The 26,432-nt window shown below is 48.6% G+C and carries 25 protein-coding genes, 1 tRNA gene and 1 pseudogene; 14 read left to right on the top strand and 13 right to left on the bottom strand.

The window, feature by feature from the left end; genetic code table 11:
• Positions 1-58: 58 nt before the first annotated feature.
• Together EH243_RS04615 and EH243_RS04610 are read right to left on the bottom strand one after the other, a co-directional pair.
• Positions 59-3,133, bottom strand: a complete 3,075-nt coding sequence (locus tag EH243_RS04615; protein WP_126157477.1) for an efflux RND transporter permease subunit — start codon at positions 3,131-3,133, stop codon at positions 59-61.
• A complete protein-coding gene (locus tag EH243_RS04610; RefSeq protein ID WP_164549050.1) occupies positions 3,134-4,204 on the bottom strand; it encodes an efflux RND transporter periplasmic adaptor subunit in 1,071 nt (356 codons plus the stop codon).
• Positions 4,205-4,439: 235 nt separating this feature from the next.
• Between EH243_RS04610 and EH243_RS04605 the strand changes: the two genes are divergently transcribed.
• A complete protein-coding gene (locus EH243_RS04605) occupies positions 4,440-5,336 on the top strand; it encodes a LysR family transcriptional regulator (protein ID WP_126157475.1) in 897 nt (298 codons plus the stop codon).
• Positions 5,337-5,503: 167 nt separating this feature from the next.
• Here EH243_RS04605 and EH243_RS04600 read toward each other — a convergent pair whose 3' ends face one another.
• Positions 5,504-5,836, bottom strand: coding sequence for a PBPRA1643 family SWIM/SEC-C metal-binding motif protein (locus EH243_RS04600; protein WP_126157474.1), 333 nt, complete (start codon positions 5,834-5,836; stop codon positions 5,504-5,506).
• A 360-nt stretch (positions 5,837-6,196) separates the two neighbouring features.
• Positions 6,197-7,102 (bottom strand): EamA family transporter, encoded by a 906-nt coding sequence (locus EH243_RS04595; protein WP_126157473.1) that lies wholly within the window; start codon positions 7,100-7,102, stop codon positions 6,197-6,199.
• Between the two features lie 290 nt (positions 7,103-7,392).
• On the opposite strand from EH243_RS04595, the gene EH243_RS04590 reads away from it, so the two are divergent.
• Positions 7,393-8,112 carry a UTRA domain-containing protein gene (locus EH243_RS04590; protein WP_126157472.1) on the top strand — a complete coding sequence of 240 codons (720 nt, stop codon included), beginning with the start codon at positions 7,393-7,395 and terminating at the stop codon, positions 8,110-8,112.
• 200 nt (positions 8,113-8,312) lie between these two features.
• On the opposite strand, the pseudogene EH243_RS18865 reads toward EH243_RS04590, so the two are convergent.
• Positions 8,313-8,662 (bottom strand): annotated as a pseudogene (locus EH243_RS18865) (IS3 family transposase); the annotation flags it as partial.
• A 349-nt stretch (positions 8,663-9,011) separates the two neighbouring features.
• Between EH243_RS18865 and phnW the strand changes: the two are divergent.
• Both phnW and phnX read left to right on the top strand, forming a co-directional pair.
• Entirely contained in the window at positions 9,012-10,136 is a 1,125-nt protein-coding gene (gene phnW / locus EH243_RS04585; RefSeq protein WP_126157471.1) for a 2-aminoethylphosphonate--pyruvate transaminase, read from the top strand.
• Positions 10,137-10,210: 74 nt separating this feature from the next.
• Positions 10,211-11,056, top strand: a complete 846-nt coding sequence (phnX, locus tag EH243_RS04580) for a phosphonoacetaldehyde hydrolase (RefSeq protein ID WP_126157470.1) — start codon at positions 10,211-10,213, stop codon at positions 11,054-11,056.
• 73 nt (positions 11,057-11,129) lie between these two features.
• On the opposite strand, the gene EH243_RS04575 is transcribed toward phnX, so the two are convergent.
• The 8 genes from EH243_RS04575 to flgA form a co-directional block, all read right to left on the bottom strand.
• A tRNA-Arg gene (locus EH243_RS04575) sits at positions 11,130-11,206 on the bottom strand.
• A gap of 257 nt (positions 11,207-11,463) precedes the next feature.
• Entirely contained in the window at positions 11,464-12,198 is a 735-nt protein-coding gene (locus EH243_RS04570) for an ABC transporter permease (protein ID WP_126157469.1), read from the bottom strand.
• Positions 12,195-13,130, bottom strand: a complete 936-nt coding sequence (locus tag EH243_RS04565) for an ABC transporter ATP-binding protein (protein ID WP_126157468.1) — start codon at positions 13,128-13,130, stop codon at positions 12,195-12,197. The genes EH243_RS04570 and EH243_RS04565 overlap by 4 nt, the downstream gene beginning before the upstream one ends.
• The gene (locus tag EH243_RS04560; protein WP_206441512.1) at positions 13,127-14,302 is read right to left on the bottom strand and encodes an ABC transporter permease; all 1,176 of its coding nucleotides are present in this window, start codon (positions 14,300-14,302) and stop codon (positions 13,127-13,129) included. The genes EH243_RS04565 and EH243_RS04560 overlap by 4 nt, the downstream gene beginning before the upstream one ends.
• An 8-nt stretch (positions 14,303-14,310) precedes the next feature.
• The gene (osmF, locus tag EH243_RS04555) at positions 14,311-15,219 is read right to left on the bottom strand and encodes a glycine betaine ABC transporter substrate-binding protein OsmF (protein WP_126157467.1); all 909 of its coding nucleotides are present in this window, start codon (positions 15,217-15,219) and stop codon (positions 14,311-14,313) included.
• A gap of 390 nt (positions 15,220-15,609) precedes the next feature.
• The gene (locus tag EH243_RS04550) at positions 15,610-16,101 is read right to left on the bottom strand and encodes a flagella synthesis protein FlgN (protein WP_164549048.1); all 492 of its coding nucleotides are present in this window, start codon (positions 16,099-16,101) and stop codon (positions 15,610-15,612) included.
• An 18-nt stretch (positions 16,102-16,119) separates the two neighbouring features.
• Positions 16,120-16,440, bottom strand: a complete 321-nt coding sequence (gene flgM, locus EH243_RS04545) for a flagellar biosynthesis anti-sigma factor FlgM (protein ID WP_126157465.1) — start codon at positions 16,438-16,440, stop codon at positions 16,120-16,122.
• A gap of 119 nt (positions 16,441-16,559) precedes the next feature.
• The gene (flgA, locus tag EH243_RS04540) at positions 16,560-17,261 is read right to left on the bottom strand and encodes a flagellar basal body P-ring formation chaperone FlgA (RefSeq protein ID WP_164549047.1); all 702 of its coding nucleotides are present in this window, start codon (positions 17,259-17,261) and stop codon (positions 16,560-16,562) included.
• Between the two features lie 83 nt (positions 17,262-17,344).
• On the opposite strand from flgA, the gene EH243_RS04535 reads away from it, so the two are divergent.
• The 10 genes from EH243_RS04535 to EH243_RS04490 all read left to right on the top strand — a co-directional run bounded on the left by EH243_RS04535 (position 17,345) and on the right by EH243_RS04490 (position 26,431).
• On the top strand, positions 17,345-18,280 hold the full coding sequence (locus tag EH243_RS04535; RefSeq protein WP_126157463.1) for a chemotaxis protein CheV: 936 nt from the start codon (positions 17,345-17,347) through the stop codon (positions 18,278-18,280).
• A 23-nt stretch (positions 18,281-18,303) separates the two neighbouring features.
• Positions 18,304-19,152 carry a CheR family methyltransferase gene (locus EH243_RS04530; protein ID WP_126157462.1) on the top strand — a complete coding sequence of 283 codons (849 nt, stop codon included), beginning with the start codon at positions 18,304-18,306 and terminating at the stop codon, positions 19,150-19,152.
• Between the two features lie 231 nt (positions 19,153-19,383).
• On the top strand, positions 19,384-19,785 hold the full coding sequence (gene flgB, locus EH243_RS04525) for a flagellar basal body rod protein FlgB (RefSeq protein ID WP_126157461.1): 402 nt from the start codon (positions 19,384-19,386) through the stop codon (positions 19,783-19,785).
• A gap of 2 nt (positions 19,786-19,787) precedes the next feature.
• On the top strand, positions 19,788-20,222 hold the full coding sequence (gene flgC / locus EH243_RS04520; RefSeq protein ID WP_126157460.1) for a flagellar basal body rod protein FlgC: 435 nt from the start codon (positions 19,788-19,790) through the stop codon (positions 20,220-20,222).
• A gap of 30 nt (positions 20,223-20,252) precedes the next feature.
• Positions 20,253-20,927, top strand: coding sequence for a flagellar hook capping FlgD N-terminal domain-containing protein (locus EH243_RS04515; RefSeq protein ID WP_126157459.1), 675 nt, complete (start codon positions 20,253-20,255; stop codon positions 20,925-20,927).
• A 15-nt stretch (positions 20,928-20,942) separates the two neighbouring features.
• A complete protein-coding gene (locus tag EH243_RS04510; RefSeq protein ID WP_126157458.1) occupies positions 20,943-22,880 on the top strand; it encodes a flagellar hook protein FlgE in 1,938 nt (645 codons plus the stop codon).
• Positions 22,881-23,043: 163 nt separating this feature from the next.
• The gene (gene flgF / locus EH243_RS04505) at positions 23,044-23,787 is read left to right on the top strand and encodes a flagellar basal-body rod protein FlgF (protein WP_126157457.1); all 744 of its coding nucleotides are present in this window, start codon (positions 23,044-23,046) and stop codon (positions 23,785-23,787) included.
• 36 nt (positions 23,788-23,823) lie between these two features.
• Positions 23,824-24,609 (top strand): flagellar basal-body rod protein FlgG, encoded by a 786-nt coding sequence (gene flgG / locus EH243_RS04500; protein WP_126157456.1) that lies wholly within the window; start codon positions 23,824-23,826, stop codon positions 24,607-24,609.
• A 34-nt stretch (positions 24,610-24,643) separates the two neighbouring features.
• The gene (flgH, locus tag EH243_RS04495) at positions 24,644-25,318 is read left to right on the top strand and encodes a flagellar basal body L-ring protein FlgH (protein ID WP_126157455.1); all 675 of its coding nucleotides are present in this window, start codon (positions 24,644-24,646) and stop codon (positions 25,316-25,318) included.
• 18 nt (positions 25,319-25,336) lie between these two features.
• Positions 25,337-26,431 (top strand): flagellar basal body P-ring protein FlgI, encoded by a 1,095-nt coding sequence (locus tag EH243_RS04490; RefSeq protein ID WP_420897530.1) that lies wholly within the window; start codon positions 25,337-25,339, stop codon positions 26,429-26,431.
• Position 26,432: the final 1 nt, after the last annotated feature.

The following is a 26,432-nucleotide window of genomic DNA, read 5'->3' as shown; positions in this document are numbered from 1 at the left end:
TGTGAGTAGGTTTGAGATAAAAAGCCGATAACGACAATGTCGTTATCGGCTTTTTACGTTATACCTTGTTGTGAGTAGGACGGGGTATACGGTAGAAGATGGTATAGAGTACCGGCACCACGATGAGCGTCAGAATGGTGGCAAAGCCTAGACCAAACATGATGGTGACCGCCATTGATTGAAAGAAAGCATCAAACAATAGAGGGATCATCCCTAAAATAGTGGTGATGGCGGCCATTGCCACAGGGCGCACCCGGCTGATCGCTGAATGAAAGACCGCTAGATAGGGGTCTTTACCCAGAGAAAGCTCTAGGTTGATCTGATCCACCAGTACGATACCGTTCTTAATCAACATCCCCGACAGACTCAATAGCCCTAGAAGCGCCATAAAGCTGAATGGCGCGCCCATGACGAGCAAACCGAAGGATACCCCGATTAAGGCGAGAGGGACGGTGGCCCAGATCACCAGAGGGGCTCTAACCGAGTTAAACAGCAGCACCGTAATGATGAACATGCAGAGGTAACCCAGCGGTAGCCCACCAAAGAGAGCTGCTTTCGCATCACGGGACGACTCATCCTCACCCCCCCATTCCAACTGATACCCCGAAGGTAGTGGGATCGCCTCTACCTCTGGTTTAATACGGTTAAACAGGGTTGCGGCGGTTTCATCCCCCAGCACATCATGATCCGCCATCACCGTAATGGTGCGTTTTCGGTCGCGTCTGATAATGAGTGAATCTTCCCAATCGGTTTTAAAGCCACTGGTGACTTGAGTGATCGGCACATAGGCGTTAGTTGCCGAACTGTAGATCTGAAGTTCCGGCAAGCTATCGATTGTTAGGCGTTCATCTTTCGGTGCACGGGCGATGATTGGTAACAGTCGAGTACCTTCGCGGTAAAGCCCCACTTGCTGGCCTGAGAAGGTGGTCAATAATAGCTGATCGACATCCTGTTTACTGATCCCGACTCGACGAGCCATGGCTTCATTAAATTGAGGCCGAATGACTTTACTACGTTGCCGCCAGTCATGACGAATATTGTGAGCCCCAGGGTCTGACTGCAAGACGGCGATAGCTTGGCTGGCCAGTCGACGCAATTCATCGGGATCTGGGCCGCTAAAGCGGGCTTCAATTTTGGCATCGGTCGATGGCCCGATCTCCATCCGTTTGACTTTAAACTGCGCCTGAGGGTAATGATTGTTCATATAGTCTCTCAGGTCGGCCATTACCTTGGGTAATGATTCTCGATCTTGAACCCGAACAATGACCTGCCCAAATGCCGCATAGGATTTTTCTGGGGCGTAAGTGAGCATGAAACGTGGAGCCCCTTGCCCGGTAGTGCTGGTGACCTGTTCAACTAGGTCCTGTTGCATCAGGTAACGTTGAATCGATTTAATATCCGCCTGTGTTTCACGAATATCTGATCCTTGATAACGCCAGTAATCCAGATAAAACATCGGCGTATTGGAGGGCGGGAAGAAGGATTGTTTTACCTGGCCAAAGCCAACAATAGCAATGGCAAATAGGGCGACCATCATGATGATGGTGACAACGCGAAAACGCATACAGAGGTGCAAAATAGCCTTGTAGACGGTGAATATCACCCCATGATATAGCTCGGCATCCGCATCATTGGTATCGCGGATAACGGTGCTCTCTTTAAACATGAGGTCGGCGAAAAAGGGCGTTAGGGTGATCGCGGTGACCCAGCTGAGCAGCAATGATATAAACAGTACCCAGAACAGACTACCGGCAAACTCACCGGAGGCATCGGATGATAGGCCGATGGGTGCAAAGGCGGTAATCGCAATAACCGTCGCACCTAATAAGGGGAGGTTGGTTTGACGGGTGATCTCCAACGCTGCTTGAAGCTTTGTTTGCCCTTTTTTCAGGCCGATTAAGATGCCCTCTGTAATGACGATGGCATTATCAACGAGCATTCCGAGGGCAATGATCAGGGCCCCCAGCGAAATACGCTGTAGCTCAATATCAAAGATCTTCATAAAGATAAAACTGCCAAACACGGTTAACAGTAGTATCAAACCGATCAATACGCCGCTCTTCAGACCCATAAATATCAGTAGCACGGCGATAACAATGAGGACCGCTTCAACCAGACTGAGCATGAATGACTGCATCGAATTATCGACTTCGGTCGGTTGGTTGTAGACACTGTTGATCTCTATACCAACGGGGCGAACGTATTCCAGTTCGGTCATGCGTTGTTTGATCGCTTCGCCGATATCGATGACATTGACGCCCGTGCTAAACGAGATACCCAGTAATAGCGCCTCATGATTGTTGTAATTAATAATATTGTTTGGCACTTCGGCATAGGCGCGACTGACGCTGGCAACATCGCCTAGATAGACCAGTTGTGAGGTGCCAGACTTGGACACTAACAGCCCTTCTAGTTCTTTGACGCTACTGAATTCGCCGGTCGGGTGTAAACGGATATACTCGCTGTCGACCTTGATACTGCCGGCGTTGGAGACCTGATTCTGAGTTTCTAATAGCTCAAAAATATGGCTGGCGGGGATGCCGAGGGCCGAGAGCTTATTACGGGAGATCTCAACGACGACCTCTTCTTGCTGTTCCCCTGCAACGGTGACTTTACCAACGCCGTCAATGAGTACTAGCTCGCGGCGAAGGTAGTCGACATAGTCTTTTAGTTCTTCGTAGGAATAGCCGTCACCATTAACGGCCAGCAATACCCCGTAGACATCACCAAACTCATCAATAACGGTGGGGGTTGCCGCACCGGGAGGAAGCTGTCCTGCTATATCCGTCACCTTACGCCGCAGCTCATCCCATATCTGTTTGAGATCATTCTGCCGGTAAGTGCTTTTCATCTCGATGATAATCTGTGAAAAGCCTGCCGAGGAGATGGAGGTGACATAATCCACATAGGGCAGTTGCTGCACCGCATTTTCAAGCAGGTAGGTGACCTCTTCTTCAACCTGAGTCGGCGAGGCGCCGGGGTAGGCGGTGGTGATCATCGCCTGCTTAATGGTGAAAGAGGGGTCTTCTAGTCGGCCTAAACCGTTGTAAGCGATAATGCCGCCAATTAATAGCAGCAGCGTAAACATCCAGCTAGTGACGGGACGTTTGATGGAGTATTCCGTCAGTTTCATTTACAGGCCGCCTTCTCTGTTCCAGGGGCGAACTTTCTGTCCTTCCGAAAGGAAGTTGACGCCGACCGCGACCACCTGGTCCCCGGGTTCAATACCGCTGTTAATCACGATGCCCTCTTGGGTGATGTTGCCAACAGTGACCGTTGCTTGATGAACCTGCTGTGTTTCAGGGTCAAACTTCCATATATATCGGGTGTTATCCGAGAGTGGTGCACCCTCCGCAACAAACACGGCGCCAACGGGGAGCATTAAGCGGGTGCTGCTGAGGTCGGTGACTTTTGATAGATCCACTTTGACGCTGGCGGCCATACCCGGCAGAACGGTAAATGATTCGGGCGTAGGTAGGGAGAACACGACTTTATAGGTGAGCGTCGACGGGTCTGCCTGAGTGTCCCACTCTTTGACGCTGACCAGAAAGCTCTGGTCAGGATGGGTATCAAAGACCACGGAGGGTTGATAACCGGTGTTCGTTTTAGCACGTGAGGCGATGTTTTCAGGCACCTGGATGGTGATATCAACCTGATCGCTAGTTTGTAGCACTAAGATCGTTTGCTTTGCCTGAATGTTTTCATGTGTATCAACATCGACGCGCGCGACGGTACCGCTGAAAGGTGCTCGCAGGTAGGTATAGTCCAGCTCTTTTTTTGCGACATTGTAAGACGCTAGCGCCACTTTTAGTTCGGCACTGGCTTCATCAAAATCAGATTGCGAAATCAGCTTTCGCCCTAGCATGGTTTTTGAACGCTCAAATTGTGAATGGGCTAATTCATAACGCGCCTGGCGGTCATCCAAGGTGAGCTTATAATCGGTCGGGTCCAGACGTGCCAGTACTTGCCCTTTTTTCACCTCATGGCCAGGCCTGACCAATACTTCAGAGATCTGCCCGCTGACTCTAAAGGCTAGTTTAGAATCGGCATTCGCCTCGACTTCTGCGGGAAAGCTGCGAATATCGGATGAAGTGGGGTTCGCGACTTCAAATATCTTGGCCGGACGTATGATCTGCGGTGCAGAAACGGCCGCGTCATTATCACTACAGCCCGTCAGGATGATTAGCAATGCGAGAATAGACATCGGAAAAGGCCGGAATAAAACCTGCATGTAAAACCTCTAAAAATATTGCCGGGAATGAAACCAGAGATGTTGGTTTACATGTGCGGCGACGATAATAATTCTGTGGAGTGCTTAACACTGAATGACAGACAGTATTTTACTGCTGAGGGTATCAGCAATTTAGCGGTGCACTATAGGTGAAAACCTGCTTAAATAATATTCATTAAATTTTGCTAAGACGTTAAGTAAAAATTATATGAAACTCGAGCAATTACGTATGCTTAGCCGTATCGTTGAGTGTGGCTCACTCAAACTAGCCGCTGAAAGTCTGCATAAAACGCAGCCGGCGCTATCGATGGCAATAAAAAAGTTAGAAGATGAATATGGCTTTAAAATTCTCAACCGCGACAGCTATCGGCTCAGTCTAACGGAAGAGGGTCTTTCGTTTTATCGCAAGTCTCAAGAGCTATTGTTGAATAGCCATCAACTAAACTCCCTAGGCCAACATTTAGGTGCCGGTAATGAGCCCCTCATTCGGGTGGCGTTTGATCAGGTCTGTCCCTATACGCAGGTTCTGAAAGTATTGAAACTGTGCCAGCAAGAGTATCCATTAACTGAATTTAAAATTTCAGAAAAATCACGTTTTGGCGCACTGGATATGTTGCGCAATAAACAGGCGGATTTAGTGGTGAGTCCTTGGTGGCCGACGCTTTATGCCGCAGGTGATTTTGATACCTTGCCGATTGGGCATTTTCGTATTCTCATGGTGGCCGCACCGGAGCTGTTTCCTGATGGTCCTGTGACCCATTCTGAACAGTTAAAGTCACAGGTACATCTCACCATTGAGACGAGTCGTTTTAGTTTTGATTCTGATAGCTTAATGCTGGATAAAGGCGTGCGTCGCTGGAAAGCACAGGATGGCTTTACCGTAAAACAGTTGCTCTTGGCGGGGCTAGGCTGGGGTTATGTGGCGGAACACTTGGTAACGGATGAACTCGAACGCGGCGAGTTAATTCGTTTAACCCCGAGTGATGTTGAATATAGTGTGATGGGAGAGGTGCGTCTAATCCGTAACTTGGAAGATAGTTTAGGGCCGGTGGCGAGCATGATCTGGCAATCGTTTGCCCAAATGGAAACATTGCCGATTAAATAGCTGCCGGTTAGATAGTGATCGCATAAAGCGTGTCGCCGAGCCTTTCTATCACTATGCGAAGGCTCTGTAGGCTTAGATCGAAGACGGTTTTGAGTTTGATTAGAGAAGCTTAACGGTTATTGGCGCGCTTTTATCATGATGGGTTGGACTCTTTACACCACTGCCGTTTAGCCACAGCATTTTTTAAATTTCTTACCGCTGCCACAAGAGCAGGGGGCGTTTCTCTCGGGTGTTTTCTCGTTATGCACGGTTTTAGGCGTGGTAAGCAGGGCGGTGAGCGCGGTGATATTTTCGTCAATATCGGCATCAACTGTCACCTTAACAACCAAGTCATGCTCAGCGGCAAGCGCCTCAACTTCCTGTTGTCGTGCTTCGGACGTCACATTCACTAATAGTGGGCTGATCTCACTACCGAGTTTTACCTTGGCTTTGGTGTTATAACCACTTTTACCGTAGTTACCCATGATTTCGGGAGTACCTTTATAGAAACACTTAGACATGGGTGACTCCTGTATGTTGTGCCGTCGAATGAGGGAGCAGGATTCTAACAGCTAACATAGGTGAACGGGAAGGCGATTGGCCTTTGGTAGTGATATTAGCTGAGACTAAAGCTTAAACGATAATAGAGACTGGCCGGGTTAAGATGATTATCTAAAGAAGATGATAAGGCTGGTGGCTTCTAAGGGATGCTTGGGGGATTATTCAGTCGTTAAGTTATTTTTACGACGATCATCATCGCTGTCAACTACACTGGTTTTATAACAGCGCCTAGACTACCACTGGTCTTAGGCTCTGTTAGGTGAGAGTCTATGTCAGGTAAGAGCCTGTGTTAAGTAAGAGCTATGGGCAGGGCATAAGCATTAGATGCTGATAATTATGATGCCGAGAAAAGTGCTGATGGTACCGACGAATTTTGGGATACTGCCGTTTTCCTTGAGTAAAACAATCCCCATCATGACAGCTATGGGAATGCTCAGCTGACGAAAGACCACGACGTAACTAACATTCTCTACGTACGCCATACTGATCAATACAATCGCATAGGTAATCGTCATCGAAAATCCGGTTAAAGTGGCTTTCGATAGATGCTTTTGGGCGATCTCAACCAGATCTCTGCGATTTTTTTGTTGTGGAATAGTGATCAATGCTAACCATAATGAACAACTTAAATTCTCTAAAAATAGATACAGTAAGCTAATTTCAATAACGGTTAATGGCAGGTCGCCTAGGTTTCTGAGGGTCGATAAGGCTTTATCATCGGCCAGTGTATAACCGACAGTGCCTATAGCAGCGATTAGTGCAAATAAGCAGGATAGGTTGAGAAACGCCGAAACGCGAATGCCTCGCAGGGAAGGCATAGGAATTAACAGACAACCGATAGAGACGAGCAGGACACCTATGATACCGGTGGTTGTCAAAGCGGCGCCTTGGCCTAAAAGAGCCGTTAATAGGGCGATAAACAATACCGGTGAGGCTCTAAGTAAGGGGTAGGCAACGGATATTGCGCCATGTTTATAAGCGCCAGCCAACCCCCACATGTATATCGCTTGGAAAAATCCCGTGATTAAGACCAACCCCCAAACGGTAAGAGGGATAGACAATAAAGCATTTAGATTAATGGCGACCACGGGTAACAGGCATAAGCATGCCATGATGTTGGCGACTAGAAAAAATGCTGGAGAGGGGTGTACCTTTTTGCCTAACAGATTCCAGCTAGCGTGAAATAAGGCAGAAATTGTCAGCAGTATTGCTGCCAAAACACTCATAGTTAGTACTCGTTAATCGACGATGTTTTTTAGGATTAGAGATGTTAGATAATTCGTTTAAAAATGGTTATCTTTATAATATAAATTATGGTCTATACCAGATTTTTAAGTAAGGGTTTAAAATTTCGTTTGTTATCATGGATAAATTGTTTTTATTAGAGGTTAAAATATTATAGTCTGTTGATAATTTAAAGTTTTAAATAAACCAGACATGAGCAGATCGTTGATTGTAATGATCTCTTTACGTATACTTCGTGCGACTAAAAACCTGCTTATCTGGTATGTACTCAATGAAATACCTGCATATTCCGTACTACCTTCGATTACGTGATAGCCTCGCAAAAAAAATAGAAGAGGGGTCACTGCTTCCTCATACTAAACTTCCTTCAGAGCGAGACTTGAAGGATGCCTATGATATTAATCGGGTCACCGTACGCCAAGCCCTTATGCAGCTTGAGTCCGAAGGGCTTATTTATCGACTTATTCGCCGTGGTTGGTATGTTTCGCCGCCGAGGTTGTTTTACGACCCCACCAAAAGTGTCAGCTTTATGGATAACGTACGTGCGCAGGGCCGCGTGCCGGAAACCGTTATTCTTTCGAAAACGGAAATGGCCGCATCAGATTGGGTCAACCGTACGATGGATATTGCGGTGGGTGCTCCCGTCTATCTCTTGCGCCGCCGTAGATTGATTGATGGCCGAGCCGTATTAGTTGAGCATATCAATGTCAATCCGGTGCTGTGTCCTGGCCTACTGGATCTGCCACTAGAGTGTTCTTTGACGGAAACATTGAAAGAACAGTACGGCATTAAAATTAGCCGTACCGTTATCAACATGTACCCCGCACCATTGGATAGCACTCAAGCGGAAGAGTTGCAGGTGGTTGCCGGTGCGCCCTGTTTATATCTAACCCGTGCTAGTTATGACCAGCATGATAATATCGTCGAATTCGACCAAGAATTTTGGCGGCACGATGTGTTGGAAATCTCCATGGAAGTTAACAACGCTTAGACCGGCTATTCTTGAATAGCACACTGAAGTAGTGCTCGCTTAAGAATGCGTTAATAACGGTGTAAGGGAGCGAATAATCCGCTCCTTTTTAGTAGGTGCTAATTTCACAGGAGCTTAAAGTAGAAGTTAAGCGACCGTATAGCCGGTATCTAAGCCCGCATCGAAGGCCTTGTAAAACCGGCGTCAGCCGTTAAACCTTAAGGCTTAACATCATCTATCACATTTAAAAAACGGCGCTCCCTGCCATCAGATAATGAATCGTGCATGAAGTCGATTGACCATGCCTGATTACCACGCAGCGGTAACAGCTCAGGTTTGTGTCTCTTTAGCCGTCTCGGGGCCATATTCTTAGGCTCAATGCCAACTCAGAGTCGATGCGGTAAACCCGCTTATGTTTCCAGTGATAAGCCATTAACGTTGCGAAGGTATTCAACGCACGCGTCCCAAAGCCCCAACCCGTATTTTTCTCCGTCAACTGAGTGAGCCAATCTGCGATTTTGTTATTCTCTGAGGCTAACTTAGTCGGATAGCGATAATAGGTTTCACTGATGCAGGCGTTCCTGCTTCAGCTTTCTTAAAAATCGTCATGATTTGGTTATCCGTATACAGTGACTTTTCTATGCAGAACCTACTGCGTATAGATTACGAAAACACTCCTTTTTAACGACGTAACTTTTCGGGGATTACCCGCTGGGCTGGCCATTTTAACTTTAATAAATAAAACTTATAGGCAAGGTTTATAAAGTAATATATTTCTGGTATATGCCAATAATTTATTATTTTTAACATATAAAAAATATTTAATTCATATGTTGACTGAGCTAATAACAAGCAATATTATTTAATTCAAATCTGGTCTATACCAGAAAAATACATTGGCCATACAGAGGCGATACTTGATGAGCGCTATACCAGATAACCCCTATCTACTTTTAACACCGGGCCCTCTATCGACTAGCCCGACGGTACGCCAAGCGATGATGAAAGATTGGTGCACTTGGGATCAGGAATATAATCAACTCGTTAACGCTATTCGTGACAGGCTTGTTGCGCTAGCGTTGCCTGAAAGCGATGCTGCCTCTGAAGAATTCACTTGCGTATTAATGCAAGGGAGTGGGTCTGCCTCTGTTGAGAGTGTTATTGGTTCGGTTATTCCCCCTGATGGTAAGTTATTAGTTCTCGCTAATGGGACTTATGGCAAGCGTATAGGTCAAATTGCTGATGTGCTGTCGATCGACGTTAAGGTGTGGGATTTCGGTGAGCAAGGCGCTATCGATTTAGACGCCCTTGAACAGCAGTTATCCGGTGATCACGGCTATAGTCACGTTGCGGTTGTACATTGTGAAACGACGACTGGGCGGCTTAATCCTATTGAGCAGATTGCGAAGATTGTCAAAAACAGCAATACCTGTTTGATCGTTGATGCCATGAGTAGTTTTGGTGGCGTATCAATCGATGTTGCAAAACTCGATATTGATTTTTTGATTAGCAGTGCAAATAAGTGCATCCAAGGTGTACCAGGTTTCGGCTTTATCATTGCAAAACGCTCAGCACTAGAACTGACACAAGGGATGGCCCGTTCACTTTCTCTTGATCTGTATGATCAATGGAAATGCATGCAAGAGGGCGGTGGTAAATGGCGTTTTACATCCCCCACTCATACGGTGAGAGCCTTCGATCAGGCGTTGATTGAACTAGCGGCGGAAGGTGGTGTTGATGCTCGGCATCAGCGTTACTTACAAAACCATCAGGTATTGGTTGATGGCATGCGAGCTTTAGGTTTCAAAACGATGTTAGAGGATGATGTTCAGTCACCTTTTATCACCACTTTTTATAATCCGACTGACGCCGCTTATCAATTTGAAGAGTTTTATCAACGGCTGAAGCTCAAAGGTTTTGTGATTTATCCGGGCAAAGTCTCAGATGCAGACTGTTTTCGTATAGGCAATATAGGGCATGTATTTCCTGAAGATATGGAACGATTGATTAAGGTTATCAGTACAGAGCTTTACTGGTTGGCATGAACTAACCGTCGATCGATACGGCGAAACATATAATGGGGCATGACATTGAATATGCCAAAACAGGAAGGACAACGATGATAGCTACAGCAAGCCACTACCAATATACCCGAAAATACACCGGGCCAGTGAAAGCCGTGATTTGTGACTGGGCGGGCACAACGATCGATTTTGGGTCGCGGGCGCCTATCATTGCTTTTTTAGAGCTATTTAAAAAACATGGTGTGATAGCGACCGAGGCTCAAGCAAGAGAGCCGATGGGGACTGAAAAGAGTGTCCATATTCGAAAAATGCTGGCGATGCCCGAGATCGCAGAGCAGTGGCAGACGGTTACGGGGGCGGAACCCGTTGAAGACGACGTACAATCCCTATATGAAGAGTTTTTACCCTTGCAGTTAGCGTCTATTCGACGCTGTGGTGAGTTGATTCCAGGGTGGCTTAATACCGTGAGCGAATTACGTCAGCAGGGTATTCAGTTAGGCGGAAATACGGGCTACAACACAGAAATGTATGGTCAGGTTAAAGCGGTTGCTAAAGAATTAGGCTATGAAGCGGATGTGAATGTGTGTGCCACCGAAGTCTCAAAAGGCCGCCCATATCCTTATATGGCACAGGCGGTGATGGATAAGCTGGGTGTTCTTGAAGTTCAAGCCTGTATCAAGGTAGATGATACTGAAACCGGTATCGAAGAAGGTTTGAACGCGGGCATGTGGACCGTTGGGGTGGCCATTAGTGGTAATGCTAACGGTTTAAGCCTAGCGCAGTGGGAGGCGCTGAGTACTCAGGATCAGGAGAGTATCCGGATGAAAGCTCATCGTCAGATGTCGCTCTCAGGGGCTCACTACGTGATTGACTCGGTAGCCGATTTACCGGCGGTTGTCGATCAGATCAATGCTCGGTTAGCGGCGGGCCAACAACCCTAATCGTTATTTGAGTCTTAGTACCGGCCGAACCCGTTTAGAAATATCTGGATTGGCTATATTCATGGAGAGGAAATGGTGACCCCGGCGCGATTCGAACGCGCGGCCTTTCGCTTAGGAGGCAAACGCTCTATCCAGCTGAGCTACGGGGTCATAGGGGCGCTACTATGCCTTAGGCCGGATTGAATTTCAATATTGATCGACCTAGATGACTTTTTCATGCAAAACTTTATGCATATAGATGACAAAAAATTCTACTTTTGAGCATCGTTATTTTTCGAGGGGATTAGCATCCGGTATAGCCCGCCAATGTTGAACAGGCTTAATCTGCCGGTTTCAAGAGAGCGGGGCGAGGCTATGCAGTATTTGGTCCTGCTATACCGGCACCATTTAATTATTCGTTAATCAGACTATGCAGAATATTTGTTAACAAGCATCGCCTCAAGCTGCACAAGCGCATCATAAATAAGTACGGCAAACAGCCCCACAATCAAACCACCCTGCAATACATAAGCCGTGTTATGGGTTAACAAGCCCGCGATAATCACCTCGCCCAAGGTCCGCGCTGCCACGGTTGAGCCGATAGTTGCCGTCCCCAAAGCAATCACGACGGACAACCGAATCCCAGTGAGAATGACCGGCAACGCCAAGGGTATCTCAACTCTAATGAGTCTTTGCCAGCGACTCAAACCCAGCCCACGAGCCGCTTCCATCGTGGCGGGTGGTAAGGTTGAAAAGCCGGTAATCGCATTCTCAAAAATTGGCAGAAGCCCATACAAAAACAGCGCCACCAGTGTTGGCCCAGTACCAAAACCCAGCGCGGGAACGGCGAGTGCCAATACCGCAACCGGTGGAAATGTCTGGCCCATATTGGTAATGGTCCGCGATAAGGGTAAGAACGCTGCGCCCGCCGGTCGTGTAACAAGAATAGCTAATGTCACAGCCACTAAGGTCGCTGCAACTGAGGCCAGCGACACCAGACCAAGGTGACTTAATGACAGCGAGAGCAGGGACGCTCTTTCGTAAATGATCGGACCTTTCTCGGGCGCCAACGGGGCGAACGCCCAAGTAAACCAGATAGGCTTGATCACCAGCGCTAACAACAGAGCGACCAGCGCCGTCCGAAATATCATTGCCAATTTCATGTCGGGCCTTCGGCGCGGGCGCGAATGGCTGCCAGTGTTACGCGGCCAGCGGGCACGCCTTCATTCACAACCGGCAATACGTCGCGACCTGACCACAGGCAAATGGAGAGAGCATCCCGCAAGCAGGTATTTGCATCTAGCGGCTCGCCCTCTGCTGTCCCTTCTTCGATAATGTCAGAGACCGGATATAAAGATAAAAGTCGCAGCGGTCGCTCCACACCTCCCGCCATCTTGGCAACAAATTCGGTGGCAGGCTGTTGGATAATCTCGGCAGGTGTGCCGTATTGCACTAGTCGACCGGCATCCATTACCGCGACTCGGTCACCTAGTTGAATGGCTTCTTCCATATCATGAGTGACCAACATAATCGTAGAGCCCAGCGTGCGCTGTATATGCCGCAGATCTTTCTGAGCATGAGCTCGGATGATGGGGTCGAGTGCGCCAAACGGTTCATCCATCAATAATAGATCAGGACGTGAAGCTAGCGCTCTAGCCACCCCCACGCGTTGCTGCTGCCCACCGGATAGTTCCGCAGGGTAGCGATCACGAAATTTATCTGGCTGCATTGAAAACAGATCCAACAACTCATCGACACGGGTATCGATCTTTTCTTGCGACCAATCGAGCAGTGTTGGCACGGTTCCGATATTGCGTGCGACGGTGTAATGTGGGAATAAACCATGACCTTGGATGGCATAGCCGATACGCCGTCTCAGTGAGGTTTTTGCTACCGTATGGGTGGCTTCTCCGTTAATGCGCACCTCGCCGGAGCTTGGCTCGACAAGACGATTAATCATACGCAGCAAAGTTGTTTTTCCGGAACCAGACGTACCCACAATCACGGTAATCGTGGCCGTATCAACCACCATCGAAACCTCATCTACCGCCGTTACACCATCATAGGTTTTGCTTATCTTATCGATCTCGATCACGATGCTTTCCTTGGAGTCGGGTTGGTCAGTTCGACCAGCACATCCATCAGAATGGCAGCCGTCAATGCCAGTGCCACGGTGGGCAATGCGCCGAGTAATATCAGGTCGGTGGCGGTTTGATTAAGGCCTTGGAATACGAAGGTGCCAAAACCGCCGCCACCGATCAATCCGGCAATCACGGCGAGTCCAATGTTCTGTACTAAGGCAATGCGCAGTCCGGCTAGAATCACGGGCAATCCAAGCGGCAATTCAACACGCATCAGCAGTTGCCATGTTGTCATTCCCATGCCCCGTGCGGCATCCCGTGCTTTCTCTGGCGTGCTTTGCAGCCCAGCGACCATATTGGCCACCACCGGTAATAAGGAATAAAGCAGTAAAGCTAAAAAGGCGGGTGCAAATCCTACACCAGCAATCCCCATCGCTTTGGCGGCGGGATAGCTATTAGCCACCCAACCTAGCAACGGAATCATAATGCCGAACATCGCTAGCGATGGAATGGTTTGCAGAAAGCTCAGCACGGGAAGTGCAATTTTACGCAATCTCGGGCCGTGATAGCAGAGTATGCCGAGAGGAATGCCGATAGCCGTAGCAGAGGCTAGTGAGCCAAAGGCAAGTGTCAGATGGCGCAGTGCCGCGGCGTGAAAAGCGTCTTTGCGACTGGCGTATTCTTGCATGATCGAGAGGTCAGATAGCAAGCCGGTGCCTAGTACGATGGCCAGTAACCCGAGCATCGATGCTAACAAAGCAATGCGCGTTCGTGGGCCAGGAGAAAGGCTGGTTATTGCGTCGGCCATGACTAACATCAGCACGGCTAATAAGCACCAGAATCCTAATCCCGGCGAAACCCGCGCGTACTCTCCAGCGCCTTCCAGCAAGGGTGAAGCGCTCTGGGAAAGTAGCCAAACGATCCCTGCTAGTCCAAGGGTTGCACCGATCAAACGTGCCTTAGGCCATGCGGCAAACAGGCCAAGAATCAAACCGGAAACGATGGCGATCAAACCTGGCAGGGTGACATCAGGCCCTGCCAGATGCCAAGCAGTTAAGCCTTCACCCGCAACGATTCTGTTGGCGGCTAACGTCATAAACGGCGCGAGCAAGGCAAGAAAACCGAGCGCTGCGAGCAGCAGGCCTGGTAGGGATAGTCTGAGTTCTGCTGCTCGCACGGATTTCACAGTTGGGATTAGTCCAATACGCCAGTTTTGGTCAGGTAGTCGCGCGCCACTGCTTCAGCAGGTTCGCCATTGACTTGGATGCGACCGTTCAGCTTTTGCAGTGTCGCCATGTCCAGTCCTTCAAAAATCGGGTTTAGCACATCGGGGATCGAAGGGTATTCTTTTAGCACGGCATCGCGAACCACGGGAGCCGGTTCGTAAACAGGCTGCACACCTTTATCGTCAACCATGACGACTAAGCCCGTTGCACCAACGCCACCGTCAGTACCGTAAGCCATGGCCGCATTCACGCCGGAAGTACCACGCGCCGCTGCTTGAATCGTTGCGGCAGTATCGCCGCCAGCCAACACCACGGTTTGATCAGGAGTTAACTTAAACTGATACGCTTTCTGCATTGCGGGTAATACCGCAGGTGAAGAAACAAATTCGGTTGATGCCGCTAGCTTTACTTCACCGCCATTAGCGACCCAAGCGCCGAACTCTGACATGGTGGTCAGTTTATGTTGCGCAGCGACTTTTCCTGTCAAGGCGATCGCCCAGGTGTTGTTGGCGGGTGCGGATTTTAGCCAAGTCAGGTGGTTTTTTTCAGCATCTAATTCAGCCGCGCGCGCGTGAGCCGCTTTGGCATCTTTCCAGACGTCGCTGTCAGCTTCATTAAAAAAGTAAGCCGCATTGCCGGTGTATTCTGGGTAGATATCAATCTGATCAGCCAGCAGTGCTTCACGAATGACTTGGGTTGCGCCTAGTTGCAAGCGACGTTCAACCGGTAAACCGGCATCTTCTAGTGCAAGGGCGATGACATTACCCAGTAAGCCGCCTTCGGTGTCGATTTTGGATGAAACCACAATGTCGGCTTGTACAGTAGTGGTCACTGCAAAGCTGATGCTGACAGCGGCAATAGCATATTTAATGTTCATTAATGGGGCTCTGAGTAGTGGTGAATTGGCGTGAGCAAATGGCTTCATTTTAAGTGTTTTGGGCGCATTGGAAAAGCGTCTTCCCCATACAAACGTTAATATGCTGCAAATAGTCATGCTTTCATTAGAGGGGGCATCGGGGATAAGTGGGAATCACTGCCTTGCTTAGCCTTGCTTCATCGAGTCGCCACATTAGACGCAATCGGTCACATCGTTAGCCTGATGGTCAAGTGTTGGTTAACTATGGCAAACAAATTTTAGATGACGAGGATTAGATGGGAAATATCTTTTCTGGCGATGCTGAGGCTTCATGAAAATGATGCTGTCTGGTTCGGCTGTGAATATGACCGGTGCGGTTTGTGCTTTAGTGCTGGCAGGAATGGTAAAGAATCAGGCTTTTCCGAGGCTGTTTTGCGCTGCGTAGTTGCCCTTTCCACCACTCTGATTATAGAGAGTGTTTTTCTGGTTCTGTCCTCTGAGGATGTTCATCAGCTGTTCCAGATTGCGGCTGTTACGCGAGATAACTATTTCATTGCGTTTGTTTTTATCATTCACCTGTCGCAGTATCTGCTCGAGTTCACTCCAATGAGCTTTGAATGATAAGCCTTCTGCATCGGTTAAGCGGGCTTGGTAGTCGGTTAAGCCTGCTTTATCGGGGGAGATACCGGCCGCGCCAAAACATTGATTACGGGCCTGATTGTTCTCTTCTAATTGGAGCAACACCGCTGTTTTATTGTCGACCAAGGTTTGTAGTTGCTCAACTTCTCGTTGTTGCAGTGCCTTATATTCGGCATCGAGCAACTCATTGAGAGTTGTTAGCAAAGTAATGCCCTGAAGAGTCAGGGCATTTATTTGGTCGAGAGAGGGTAGCGGATTTGTCACAATCGTGTGATCCCGATATTAGTCCAGCAGACTTTCGAGCTGGAACAGGTTGCGAGCAGTGCTCTCGTAATCAATCTGATAACTACCACTATCAATAGCGGCCTTCAGATCAGCGACTTTCTGTTCGTTAACGGTGAAGCCTCCTTCAGCTACTTCCCCCGCACTCTTTTGCACAGCCTGTGCAGCCGCGCTCAAGCTAACGCCAGACGAGCGTGTAGATTCCGCCGCAGGTGTCTGTGATTGCGATGTGCCACTCTCGGCTGCAGGTTGTTCATTTACCTTGGCACGAGAGTTAGTCGCCTGAGAAGAAGACGTTAAACCCGTGATATCAATAACCATTTTCTGGTCCTCATACTGTTCTACATACAGCTATCGGCGAGTCGATGGGAAACTTTAACAGTATTTATAAAAATAATGGCCTTAGTATAGCAGTTCATATATCGGCCCGCGAGGGGCTGTTAGCGGCCATTAACCGAGACTACACCTTGGCTTTTGACATAAGCGTAAACCCGCTTGCCTGAGCGGTTGTTGATAACCGATATCTGTTCACCAAGGGAGCCGTCTTGTTGGGCGGTGCCGGTCACCCGTACAGACATTGGCCCTTTGTTCGCTTGAATATAAACGACATCACCTTTGCGGACCAGCAGCTTTTTTTCAACCTGTGAGGGCGAGATGACCTGGTTAGCGGCAATTGAGCGTTTTAGCTCTCGGCCAATGAGTTCGCCGGGATTGGTAAAATAGGTCGATGTGATGCGTTTGATATCAAATGCTTTGAGATAAATATCAGAATCTCCCAAAATGGTGCCTTTTCTTAACGCTCGACTGGTAAGAACGATCGGCAGCCATTGCTCTACCGTTGCCGATAGGTAAATCGTCCACGCAGGTTGATGGCAGATCGCTTTGGCGGATATGCGATTCGCTCTACTAGGCGCGTGGGTAATGGTGATGGGTTCATTGCAATGACGTCTCTCTAGGGTTTTGGCTAGAGGCTTTACTTTGACGATAGTACGGGCCATCGGCTGACTAATTTGATACTGTTTTTCTAGGTATTGTTGTGCTTGTTGGGAGATTAAAAGCGAATCTTCTGCCAGTGCGCCCTTTACTGGCACGGCTAACATAGCTATAAGAGTGATTATTGTGGAGAATGTATATTTTTTCACGCTGAATCCAGAAGTTCTCATTGCAACCTTGTTATTGCAATCAGGTTGTCAATGTTCAGGTAACGCTTAGCACAGAGAGCATCATGTCAGGTATAAACAGTACTGTAAACCAACGTACCAATATGGCGGGACAAAACCGTCTTGAACTGCTTTTGTTCGGACTCAATGATGACCAAATTTATGGTATCAATGTCTTCAAGGTCCGTGAAGTTCTAACCTGTCCTGAGCTAACCGGCATTCCTAAACAGACAACCGCCTTGAAGGGGCTGGCGCATATTCGCGGTGAAACCATTCCGGTGATCGATCTGTCTCAAGCGATTGGTGGTACGCCCGTTGATGCACAGGAGCGGCTGGATTGTTTCTTGATTGTGTCCGAGTATAACCGCCGTGTTTTAGCCTTCTTAGTGCGTAATGTTGATCGTATTCTACCGGCTAAATGGGATCAGGTCAGTCCACCGCCCATCGAAACCAAAGAGAAGAACTACCTGACCGCTGTGGTTCAGTTTGAGGGTGGTTTAATTGAGATTCTAGATGTTGAACAGGTGTTGGCTGATCTAATTCCGGTGAGCACGGATCTGAAATCAACCACCATCACCGACAGTGTGAAAAAGAGTGCGTCAGGCTACCGTATTTTGGTGGTCGACGATTCGAGCGTTGCCCGAACACAGGTGAAAAAAGCGTTAGAGAACCTGAATATCAATGTGGTGACGGCGAATGATGGTCAGGCAGCGTTGGATATGTTGACGCAGTTAGCCGATAAAGAGCAAAAACTAACCGACACCTTCCTCATGGTTATTTCTGATATCGAGATGCCTCAGATGGATGGCTATACACTGGTTAAACGAATTCGTGAGGACATCCGCTTAAGGTCCTTGTATGTTATGTTACATAGCTCTTTGAGTGGACGCTTTAATTTGGCGATGGTTAAACGTGTGGGTGCGGATGCTTTTATCGGTAAGTTTAATCCAGATGAATTGGCGGATGCTGTGATTAAGCGAATCGAGTCAATCGAGGGGTGAGTCACTCAAAGAAACATGAGGGCATGACGCTGAATGATAAGAAAATAAGCATCACTCAACCCGAGTTCGATCAGTTTTGTCTATTTCTCGAGAAAGCTTGCGGCATTCTGTTGGCAAAACATAAGCAATATCTGGTTGAAAGCCGGCTCGGCAAAATTCTTATTGAAGGCGAATATAACTCACTGGGTCAACTGACGACGGTATTGGCGCACCCGGGTAACAGCCGTCTTAAAGAGCAGGTCATTAATGCGATGACCACCAACGAAACACTCTGGTTTCGTGATAATCACCCCTACGCGATTTTAAAAGATAAGCTACTGCCGGAGCTGGCGGTTAACGCGTCTTCGCAGCGATTAAAAATCTGGTCGGCGGCCTGTTCAACCGGCCAAGAACCCTACTCGATCAGTATGATCATTGATGAGTTTAAGAGCGCACATCCAGGCACCTTTAGATTAGGTGAAGAGATTATCGCCACCGATATTTCTACCCGTGTGCTTGAACAGGCACGGCTGGCCGAATATGAGATGCTGGCACTGGGTCGGGGGTTATCTCAAGATCGCTTAAAAAGGTTTTTTGAACCCAGCGCTGAAGATGTTTGGAGGTTGATGCCAAAGGTCAAGCAGCGGGTGATCTTTAAAGAACTGAACCTGCTGGGTGATTATCCGGGTATCGGTCCCTGCGATATTGTTTTTTGTCGTAATGTGTTGATCTATTTTTCCACAGAGCGCAAAAGTGATATTTTGAGAAAGATTCATAAGGTACTGAAACCCGGTGGTTATTTGTTGCTGGGGGCGTCTGAATCTATCGGGAACCTCAACGATCTGTTTGATATGGTTCACTGCCGTCCTGGCATTATCTATAAAGCTAAATAAATTCCTTTTCTGATTTACGTCTATCTCCATCTTAGGCAAGTAACGCGTTCGGGTGATTGATCCGTTGCCTTGCCGCCCTCTCTGTCGTCTTGCCGCTTTGCCGCTGTTATCCGGTTAACGGTTGCCGCTTTGGTATGGCAATGATTTTAACTCGCTGTATTTTAATGAAATTTATATTCTGGTATTAGTTTTGCATTATACCTATGCAAGTAAACACTGGGAGGCAAATCGATGGCCATTAGTTTTGATAACGCACTGGGAATTCATGAAAAAGCCGTAGGCGTAAGAATTCAACGTGCCGAAATTTTGGCCAATAATATTGCCAACAGTGATACCCCGAATTACAAGGCTCGGGACATCGACTTCGAAAGTGTTTTACAGGGTGTTCAGGGTGGTCAGCAGCCTTTGCAGATGAGCCGTACGAGTGATGAACACAGCACCGGCTTAATCAGCGCGGACTATGCGTCAGAGTTAATGTATCGCATACCCAGCCAGCCGAGTGTGGATGGCAATACGGTGGATGTGCAGGCAGAAATGGCGCGATATACCGAAAATGCAATTGATTATCAGGCATCGTTTCAGTTTCTGAATAATAAATTTAAAGGCTTAACTAGCGCGATTAAGGGTGAGTAATCATGTCTCTGGGTAATGTTTTTGATATAGCGGGTTCAGCCATGAGCGCACAAACGGTGCGCCTGAATACCACGGCCAGTAATATGGCCAATGCCGAGAGCGTGAGTAGTAGTGCCGGTGAAACCTATCGTGCGCGAAAACCCGTATTTGAGCTAAAAGAGATGGCCAACACTCAGCCGGGGAGTGCGCCCTTGGGTGTGCAGGCTGGGCAGGGTGTGGCTATTTCCGGCATTGTGGAAAGTGACGCGCCTCTGCGTTCGGAATACAACCCAGATCATCCGATGGCGGATGAGACCGGCTATGTTTACTACCCCAATGTCAATGTTGTTGAAGAGATGGCGGATATGATCTCGGCGTCACGCTCTTTTCAGATTAATGCTGAGATCATGAATACGGCAAAACAGATGATGCAGCGAGCGCTAACCCTGGGGCAATAAGCGCAGAAGGTCTGAAGAGAGGTAAAAGTTATGAGTGTTAGCGACGTTACAGGAACGCAGTCGATCTACGATCAGATCAATGCGCAGAATCAGAGTGGTTCTACCACAACGACAAGCAGTAGTAGTGAAGACAGCGAGATGTTCATGAAGCTGATGATCGCGCAGCTACAGAATCAGGATCCAACTAGCCCGGCCGAAACCAGCGAATTCATGCAGCAGATTGCCAGCATGAGTACGGTTGAAAATATCGCCAAGCTCAACACTACTATGGAAACGATGGCGGCTTCATTGCTGTCGAGTCAGGCGACATTGCAGGCATCGTCGATGATTGGTCAGGACATCTACGCCAAGACAGATATGGCGCAAGTGGCTGAGTCCGGTGAGATTCGAGGCGTCGTCGAGTTGCCAGTGAGTACTGAAAATCTACGGGTTTCTATCTACGACAGTAATAATAATCTTGTCGATGAAGTGGAGATGGGTAGCCAAGCGGCCGGTGATCAATACTTTGTTTGGAGTGCGGGTGATCGCCCTGCGGGTGATTATCGCGTCGTCGCTGAGGCGCAGGTTGACGGTAATTACGCAACCGCGACTAGCTATATTGCTTACAACGTCAATAGCGTCACGCTCGGGCAGAATGGTATCGGTATGAAAGTGAATACCGATGCAGGCTCAGTGGACTTTACTGATGTTAAACGAATAGGTTAAATCGGAGAGATAATTATGGCGGGTTTTAGCACTGCGATAACAGGTTTAAAAGCGGCATCGACTGATCTTGATGTAACCGGTAATAACATTGCCAACTCCAGTACCGTTGGCTTCAAATCCTCGCGTACCGAGTTTGGTGATGTCTATGCTTCCGCGATCGTGGGGGCCGGTTCAAGTAATGTGGCTGGCTCCGGTGTAACCGTCACGGACATCGCGCAAAACTTTGAGGCGGGTACCACCGAATTTACCAGTAATAACCTTGATCTTGCGATCAATGGGGCTGGTTTCTTTCAGTTAGATGATGGGCAGGGGGGTGTTACCTATACCCGTGCCGGTGCCTTTGAGCTGGATAAAGATGGTTACATCGTGTCTAAAACGGGTAAGTACCTACAGGGGTATGGTTTAGATGATAAAGGTAACCGTTTACCTCTGCAAAACTTAGCGGTAACAGAGAAAGAAAGCCCGCCTAATGCAACCGGGAACATTGATCTATCGTTCAATATTAATGATGCGGAAGATCCAACACTGTTAACGACACCCTATGATAAAGACGTGCCGGCCAGCTTTACTTACAGCACCACAGTGAGAACGTTTGATAGTCTGGGTAATGAAAATACCATTAAATATAATATGGTTGAGCAGCGTCCCGTTCGTGATATTTATGCGGTCAATGTGAGTGTTCCCGCTACTTTAAATATTAGTGGTGTTGATGTTAGCTTTGATGCGTCAGGTACCCCCTCGGCTGCCGATTTAAGTACGTTACAGAATACTGACAAGCGTATCGACACATCGACGCTGGCATTCACTCAAGATGCTACCGCTGCTGCGGGTACAGGTTCGGTGAGCTTTGAAACTTACTCTCAATACAGTAGTTATGGTGACATGCTCATTCAGGATAGCGGTGGAGTAGATATAGTCCCTACGAAAACTGAACGTGATGCTAATGAGAATAAGGCTTATACATTAGGGAGTCCCGATGCTGATACTGAGCTGAACATCGGTGGTGTGGCGATTAGTATTCCTAGCGGTTCTACCGTAAATGAAATCTCCGCCCTGATTACCGATAAGCAAGCTGAGATTAAAGACCGTAATCCAAGTGTCGAGTCGGTCACTGTGGTTGAAGAGGGTGGTACGTTTCAGTTGGATGTTCGCTTCAAGGCGGAATATGGCGATATTGGTACTGGATTTAGCGTAGCCGAAACCGGTGCATCAACTATTGCGGTATTAACGGCCAATGCTGATGACACCTATGACGGGGATAATAGTTATCGTGGCCAGTATCAGATGTATGCCTATCTGAACGGTACTGAATTGCTGGATATAGGTAAGAGTGTTGATCCTGGCGAGACCGGTTTCTCGGTTGATAGTAGCAATACCCTAAGCGAAGTCGGCGCGGTGATGCTTGGGTTTGATCCAAGTACTGGCTTTTTGGATAGTGTTAATGGTACCAGCTTCGTTGCGGGTGCAACGGCGCCTGCCTTAACGGTTAAAGGTGCCGACCCTGCGAACGCTGACACCGAGATCGATTTGGATTTGACTGATAGTACGCAGTTTGCTTCCGCTTCGATCGTCAAATCATCCTCTCAGGATGGGTATACGAAGGGTGATCTGATCGGTGTCAGTTTTGCTGAAACCGGTGAGATGGTGGCGAGTTTCTCTAATGGCGAAACCCAGAACCTAGGCGTGGTTGCCTTTGCGACCTTTGAAAACCAGTCGGGCTTACAGCCATCGGGCGATACTGAATGGACGGCGACCCTGTCATCCGGTGGTGCGCTGCTGAACCCACCGAGTACCGGCTTGAATGGTAGTTTGCGTTCGGCGGCTCTGGAGCAATCTAACGTTGATCTGTCGACTGAATTGGTTGCCCTGATTGAAGCTCAGCGTAATTTCCAGGCTAACTCTAAAACCCTCGAAACGCTGAATACCGTCACTCAGGCGATTCTCCAGATCTGATTTTGGGTAATAACTCAGTTGTTTATAAGGCGGCCTCGGTCGCCTTTTTTACGTCTTTATGAAAGGTTGGCACAGGCATTGCATTTTATCTGTTAGTGAATTTAAACCACTAAAGCGGCAATGTCTGACCGTTTTAGCGTTAAGGCGGCAAACGGGGTATCCCATGGATAAAGTGTTGTATCTGGCTATGAGTGGCGCGCGCGAGAATATGCGCTCTCAACAAGCCCACGCGAACAATCTGGCGAATGCGACGACAACAGGCTTTAAGGCTGACTTTGCTCAAGCGCGGGCAATGCAGGTTGAAGGTGACGGTTTTAACTCCAGGGTCTACGCCATGGCTGAACGGCCGGGCACCAATATGTCCAGCGGTACCCTGATGCAAACTGGACGTTCGATGGATGTCGCCATTGATGGTGATGGTTGGATAGCGACCATCGATGCGGATGGCAATGAGGCTTATACCCGCCAAGGCGAGTTGCAGATCAATAGTCTTAATCAGTTGGTGACGCATTCGGGTGATCAGGTGATGGGTAATGGTGGAATTCCCATTACGTTGCCGCCCTTTGAGCAGCTGGAAATCGGCGGCGATGGCACTATTACTATTCGCCCTGCAGGCGATGCGGCTAGCGAATTGGCGATTCTCGATCGTATTAAACTGGTTAACCCTGATGCGGGGGAACTGTTTAAAGGGGTCGATGGCATGATGCATACCGGCAATAATCAGCCGCTGTTGCCGGATGCCAATGTGAAAATACGTTCCGGTTTTTTGGAATCGAGCAATGTGAACTCGATATCCGAACTCACTTCGGTCATCGATCTGGCGCGTCAGTTCGAGATGCAAGTAAAAATGATGAAGACGGCAGAAGAGAACTCCTCGGCTGCCACCCAAATTTTGTCACTTCAGTGACAGCATAATGATGAATAACGCAGGTGGAGAATAAGTATGCATGGAGCCCTCTTTGTAGCAAAAACGGGTTTAAGCGCGCAGGATACCTCCCTGAAAATTATTTCCAACAACCTGGCAAACGTCAGTACCGTTGGCTTTAAAAAAGATCGTCCCGTCTTTGAAGATCTGATGTATCAGATTCAACGTCAACCGGGTGCTCAGACCGCCGATGACTCGCAACTACCCTCGGGTTTGCAGCTGGGGTCGGGGGTGCGGGTCGCCGGTACGCAAAAGCTGTTTCAAGAAGGCGAGTTAGAAACCACCGGTGAAGCCTTTGATATCTCGATTGAAGGGCGTGGCTTTTGGCCTGTTGCATTGCCGAATGGCGATACTGGCTATACTCGGCACGGTCAGTTTCAACTGAACTCCGATGGTGAGATCGTGACCTCCGAAGGGTATTTGCTCGAGCCAGGCTTGACCCTGCCCGACGAAGTGCAGTCGATGACCGTTGGGGTCGATGGTGTTGTGAGTGTGGTTGTTCAGGGAGATCCAAACCCGCAAGAGATTGGGCAGCTTCAGTTGGCTGATTTTGTCAACGCTCAGGGGTTACAGTCCTATGGTCAAAACCTCTACCTTGAAACCGCCGCCAGTGGTAATCCGGTTCTGTCCAATCCCGGCGAAGGGGGCACGGGACAGTTACGCCAAGGGATGCTGGAAGGTTCTAACGTCAATGCCGTTGAAGAGCTCGTGAATATGATCACCACTCAGCGTGCTTACGAGATGAACTCGAAAGTCATCTCGACCGCCGATCAGATGTTGTCTTACGTGACTCAGAACCTATAAGCCTTAATGTATTGATCTGAGTAGGAGTTAACCGATGAAATTATATCTCGCTATGCTGGCCGCTGTACTCCTGTTAGGGGGGTGCACTAGCGCCGTGCCAAAGCCTGATAACCCACGCTTTGCGCCGGTTCGTCCCCAAGCGATGGAAGCCCCACGGGAAGTGACCGGCTCTATCTTTAATGCTGCCACCAGTAACAGTTTGTATGGTGATGGTCGGGCGCATCGGGTGGGCGATATTATTACTATCGTGCTGGAGGAGAGCACCTCCTCCACGAAAAGTAATAAAACGTCGGTGGATAAATCAAATTCACAAACTATAGACTCGCCAACGGTGTTTGGCATTCAACCAACGATTTTGGGTAAGCCGCTGAGTTTTGGTTCGGGAGAGTCAGAAACAGCCTTTGATGGTGAAGGCTCATCCGATATGAGTAATAGTCTGGATGGCAACATTACCGTGACGGTGCATGAAGTGCTGCCGAATGGGCTAATGATTGTGAAAGGTGAGAAGTGGCTAACCCTGAATCAGGGGGATGAATATATCCGTGTGAGCGGCATGATTCGGCCACAGGATATCACCTCAAGCAATACGGTGAATTCAACCCAGCTAGCGGATGCACGGATTACCTATAGTGGCTCGGGTGAGCTGAATGATTCCAACTCCATGGGTTGGTTGTCAAAATTCTTTATCGGCCCGCTGTGGCCATTCTAAGGAATGATACGGAGAACCATGATGAATCGTTTCTGGATGATCGCTTTAATAACGTTGCTGTTGAGTAGCACCGCGAATGCGGAACGCATAAAAGATCTGACCTCGGTGGCTGGTGTGCGTAGTAACCAATTAGTGGGTTATGGTTTAGTGGTGGGTTTGGATGGTACCGGTGATAAAACATCGTTTACCTCGGCGACCTTTCGCAACATGTTGAATAACTTTGGTGTGGCTATTCCGCCGAGTATCGACCCTTCCTCGAAAAACATTGCCGCGGTGGCGGTGCATGCTGATCTGCCGCCTTTTGCTAAGCCGGGGCAGGTGATCGATGTGACAGTATCGACCATCGGTGATGCTAAAAGCCTACGGGGCGGTAGTCTGATTATGGCACCGTTGAAAGGGGCCGATGGTCAGATCTATGCGATCGCACAGGGTAATCTGGTGGTGTCTGGCTTTGGTGTGCAGGGCTCTGATGGTTCGCGGTTATCCCTCAATGTACCGAGTGTTGGACGCATCCCCGGTGGCGCTTCGGTTGAGCGGACTGTGCCGAATGCATTTGCACAGGGCGATAGCTTAGTGCTGAATTTGAACTATGCTGACTTTACCACGGCGCGCCGCGTCGCCGAACAGATCAATAGTTTGTTAGGGCCGGGTATGGCGCAGGCGATGGATGCAACCTCGATTCGGGTGTCTGCCCCTCGTAACCCAAACCAGCGGGTGTCTTTCCTATCGGTGCTAGAAAACCTAGAGGTTCAGCCGGCGCAGGAAGTGGCTAAGGTGATTATTAACTCACGGACCGGCACCATTATTATCGGTCAAAACGTGCGTGTGTCACCGGTGGCTATCACCCATGGTGGTATGACGGTGGCGATCACCGAAGATCTGGCTGTCGATCAACCGAACGCTTTAGCGGGCGGTGCGACGGTTGTTACGCCGCGTACCGGTATTGAGGTCGATGCGGGCAGTGGCCACATGTTTGAATTTTCACCGGGTGCTTCTTTGCAGGATATCGTCGAGGCGGTTAACCAAGTAGGGGCTGCTCCGGGTGATCTGATGGCCATATTGGAAGCGCTGCGACAAGCCGGCGCCCTTAAAGCAGAACTGATAGTTATCTGAG

The organism is Amphritea opalescens (assembly GCF_003957515.1).
GTDB classification, from domain to species: domain Bacteria; phylum Pseudomonadota; class Gammaproteobacteria; order Pseudomonadales; family Balneatricaceae; genus Amphritea; species Amphritea opalescens.
Note: the sequence above shows the minus strand (reverse complement) of the source record. Positions and strands in the feature narration are given on the sequence as shown.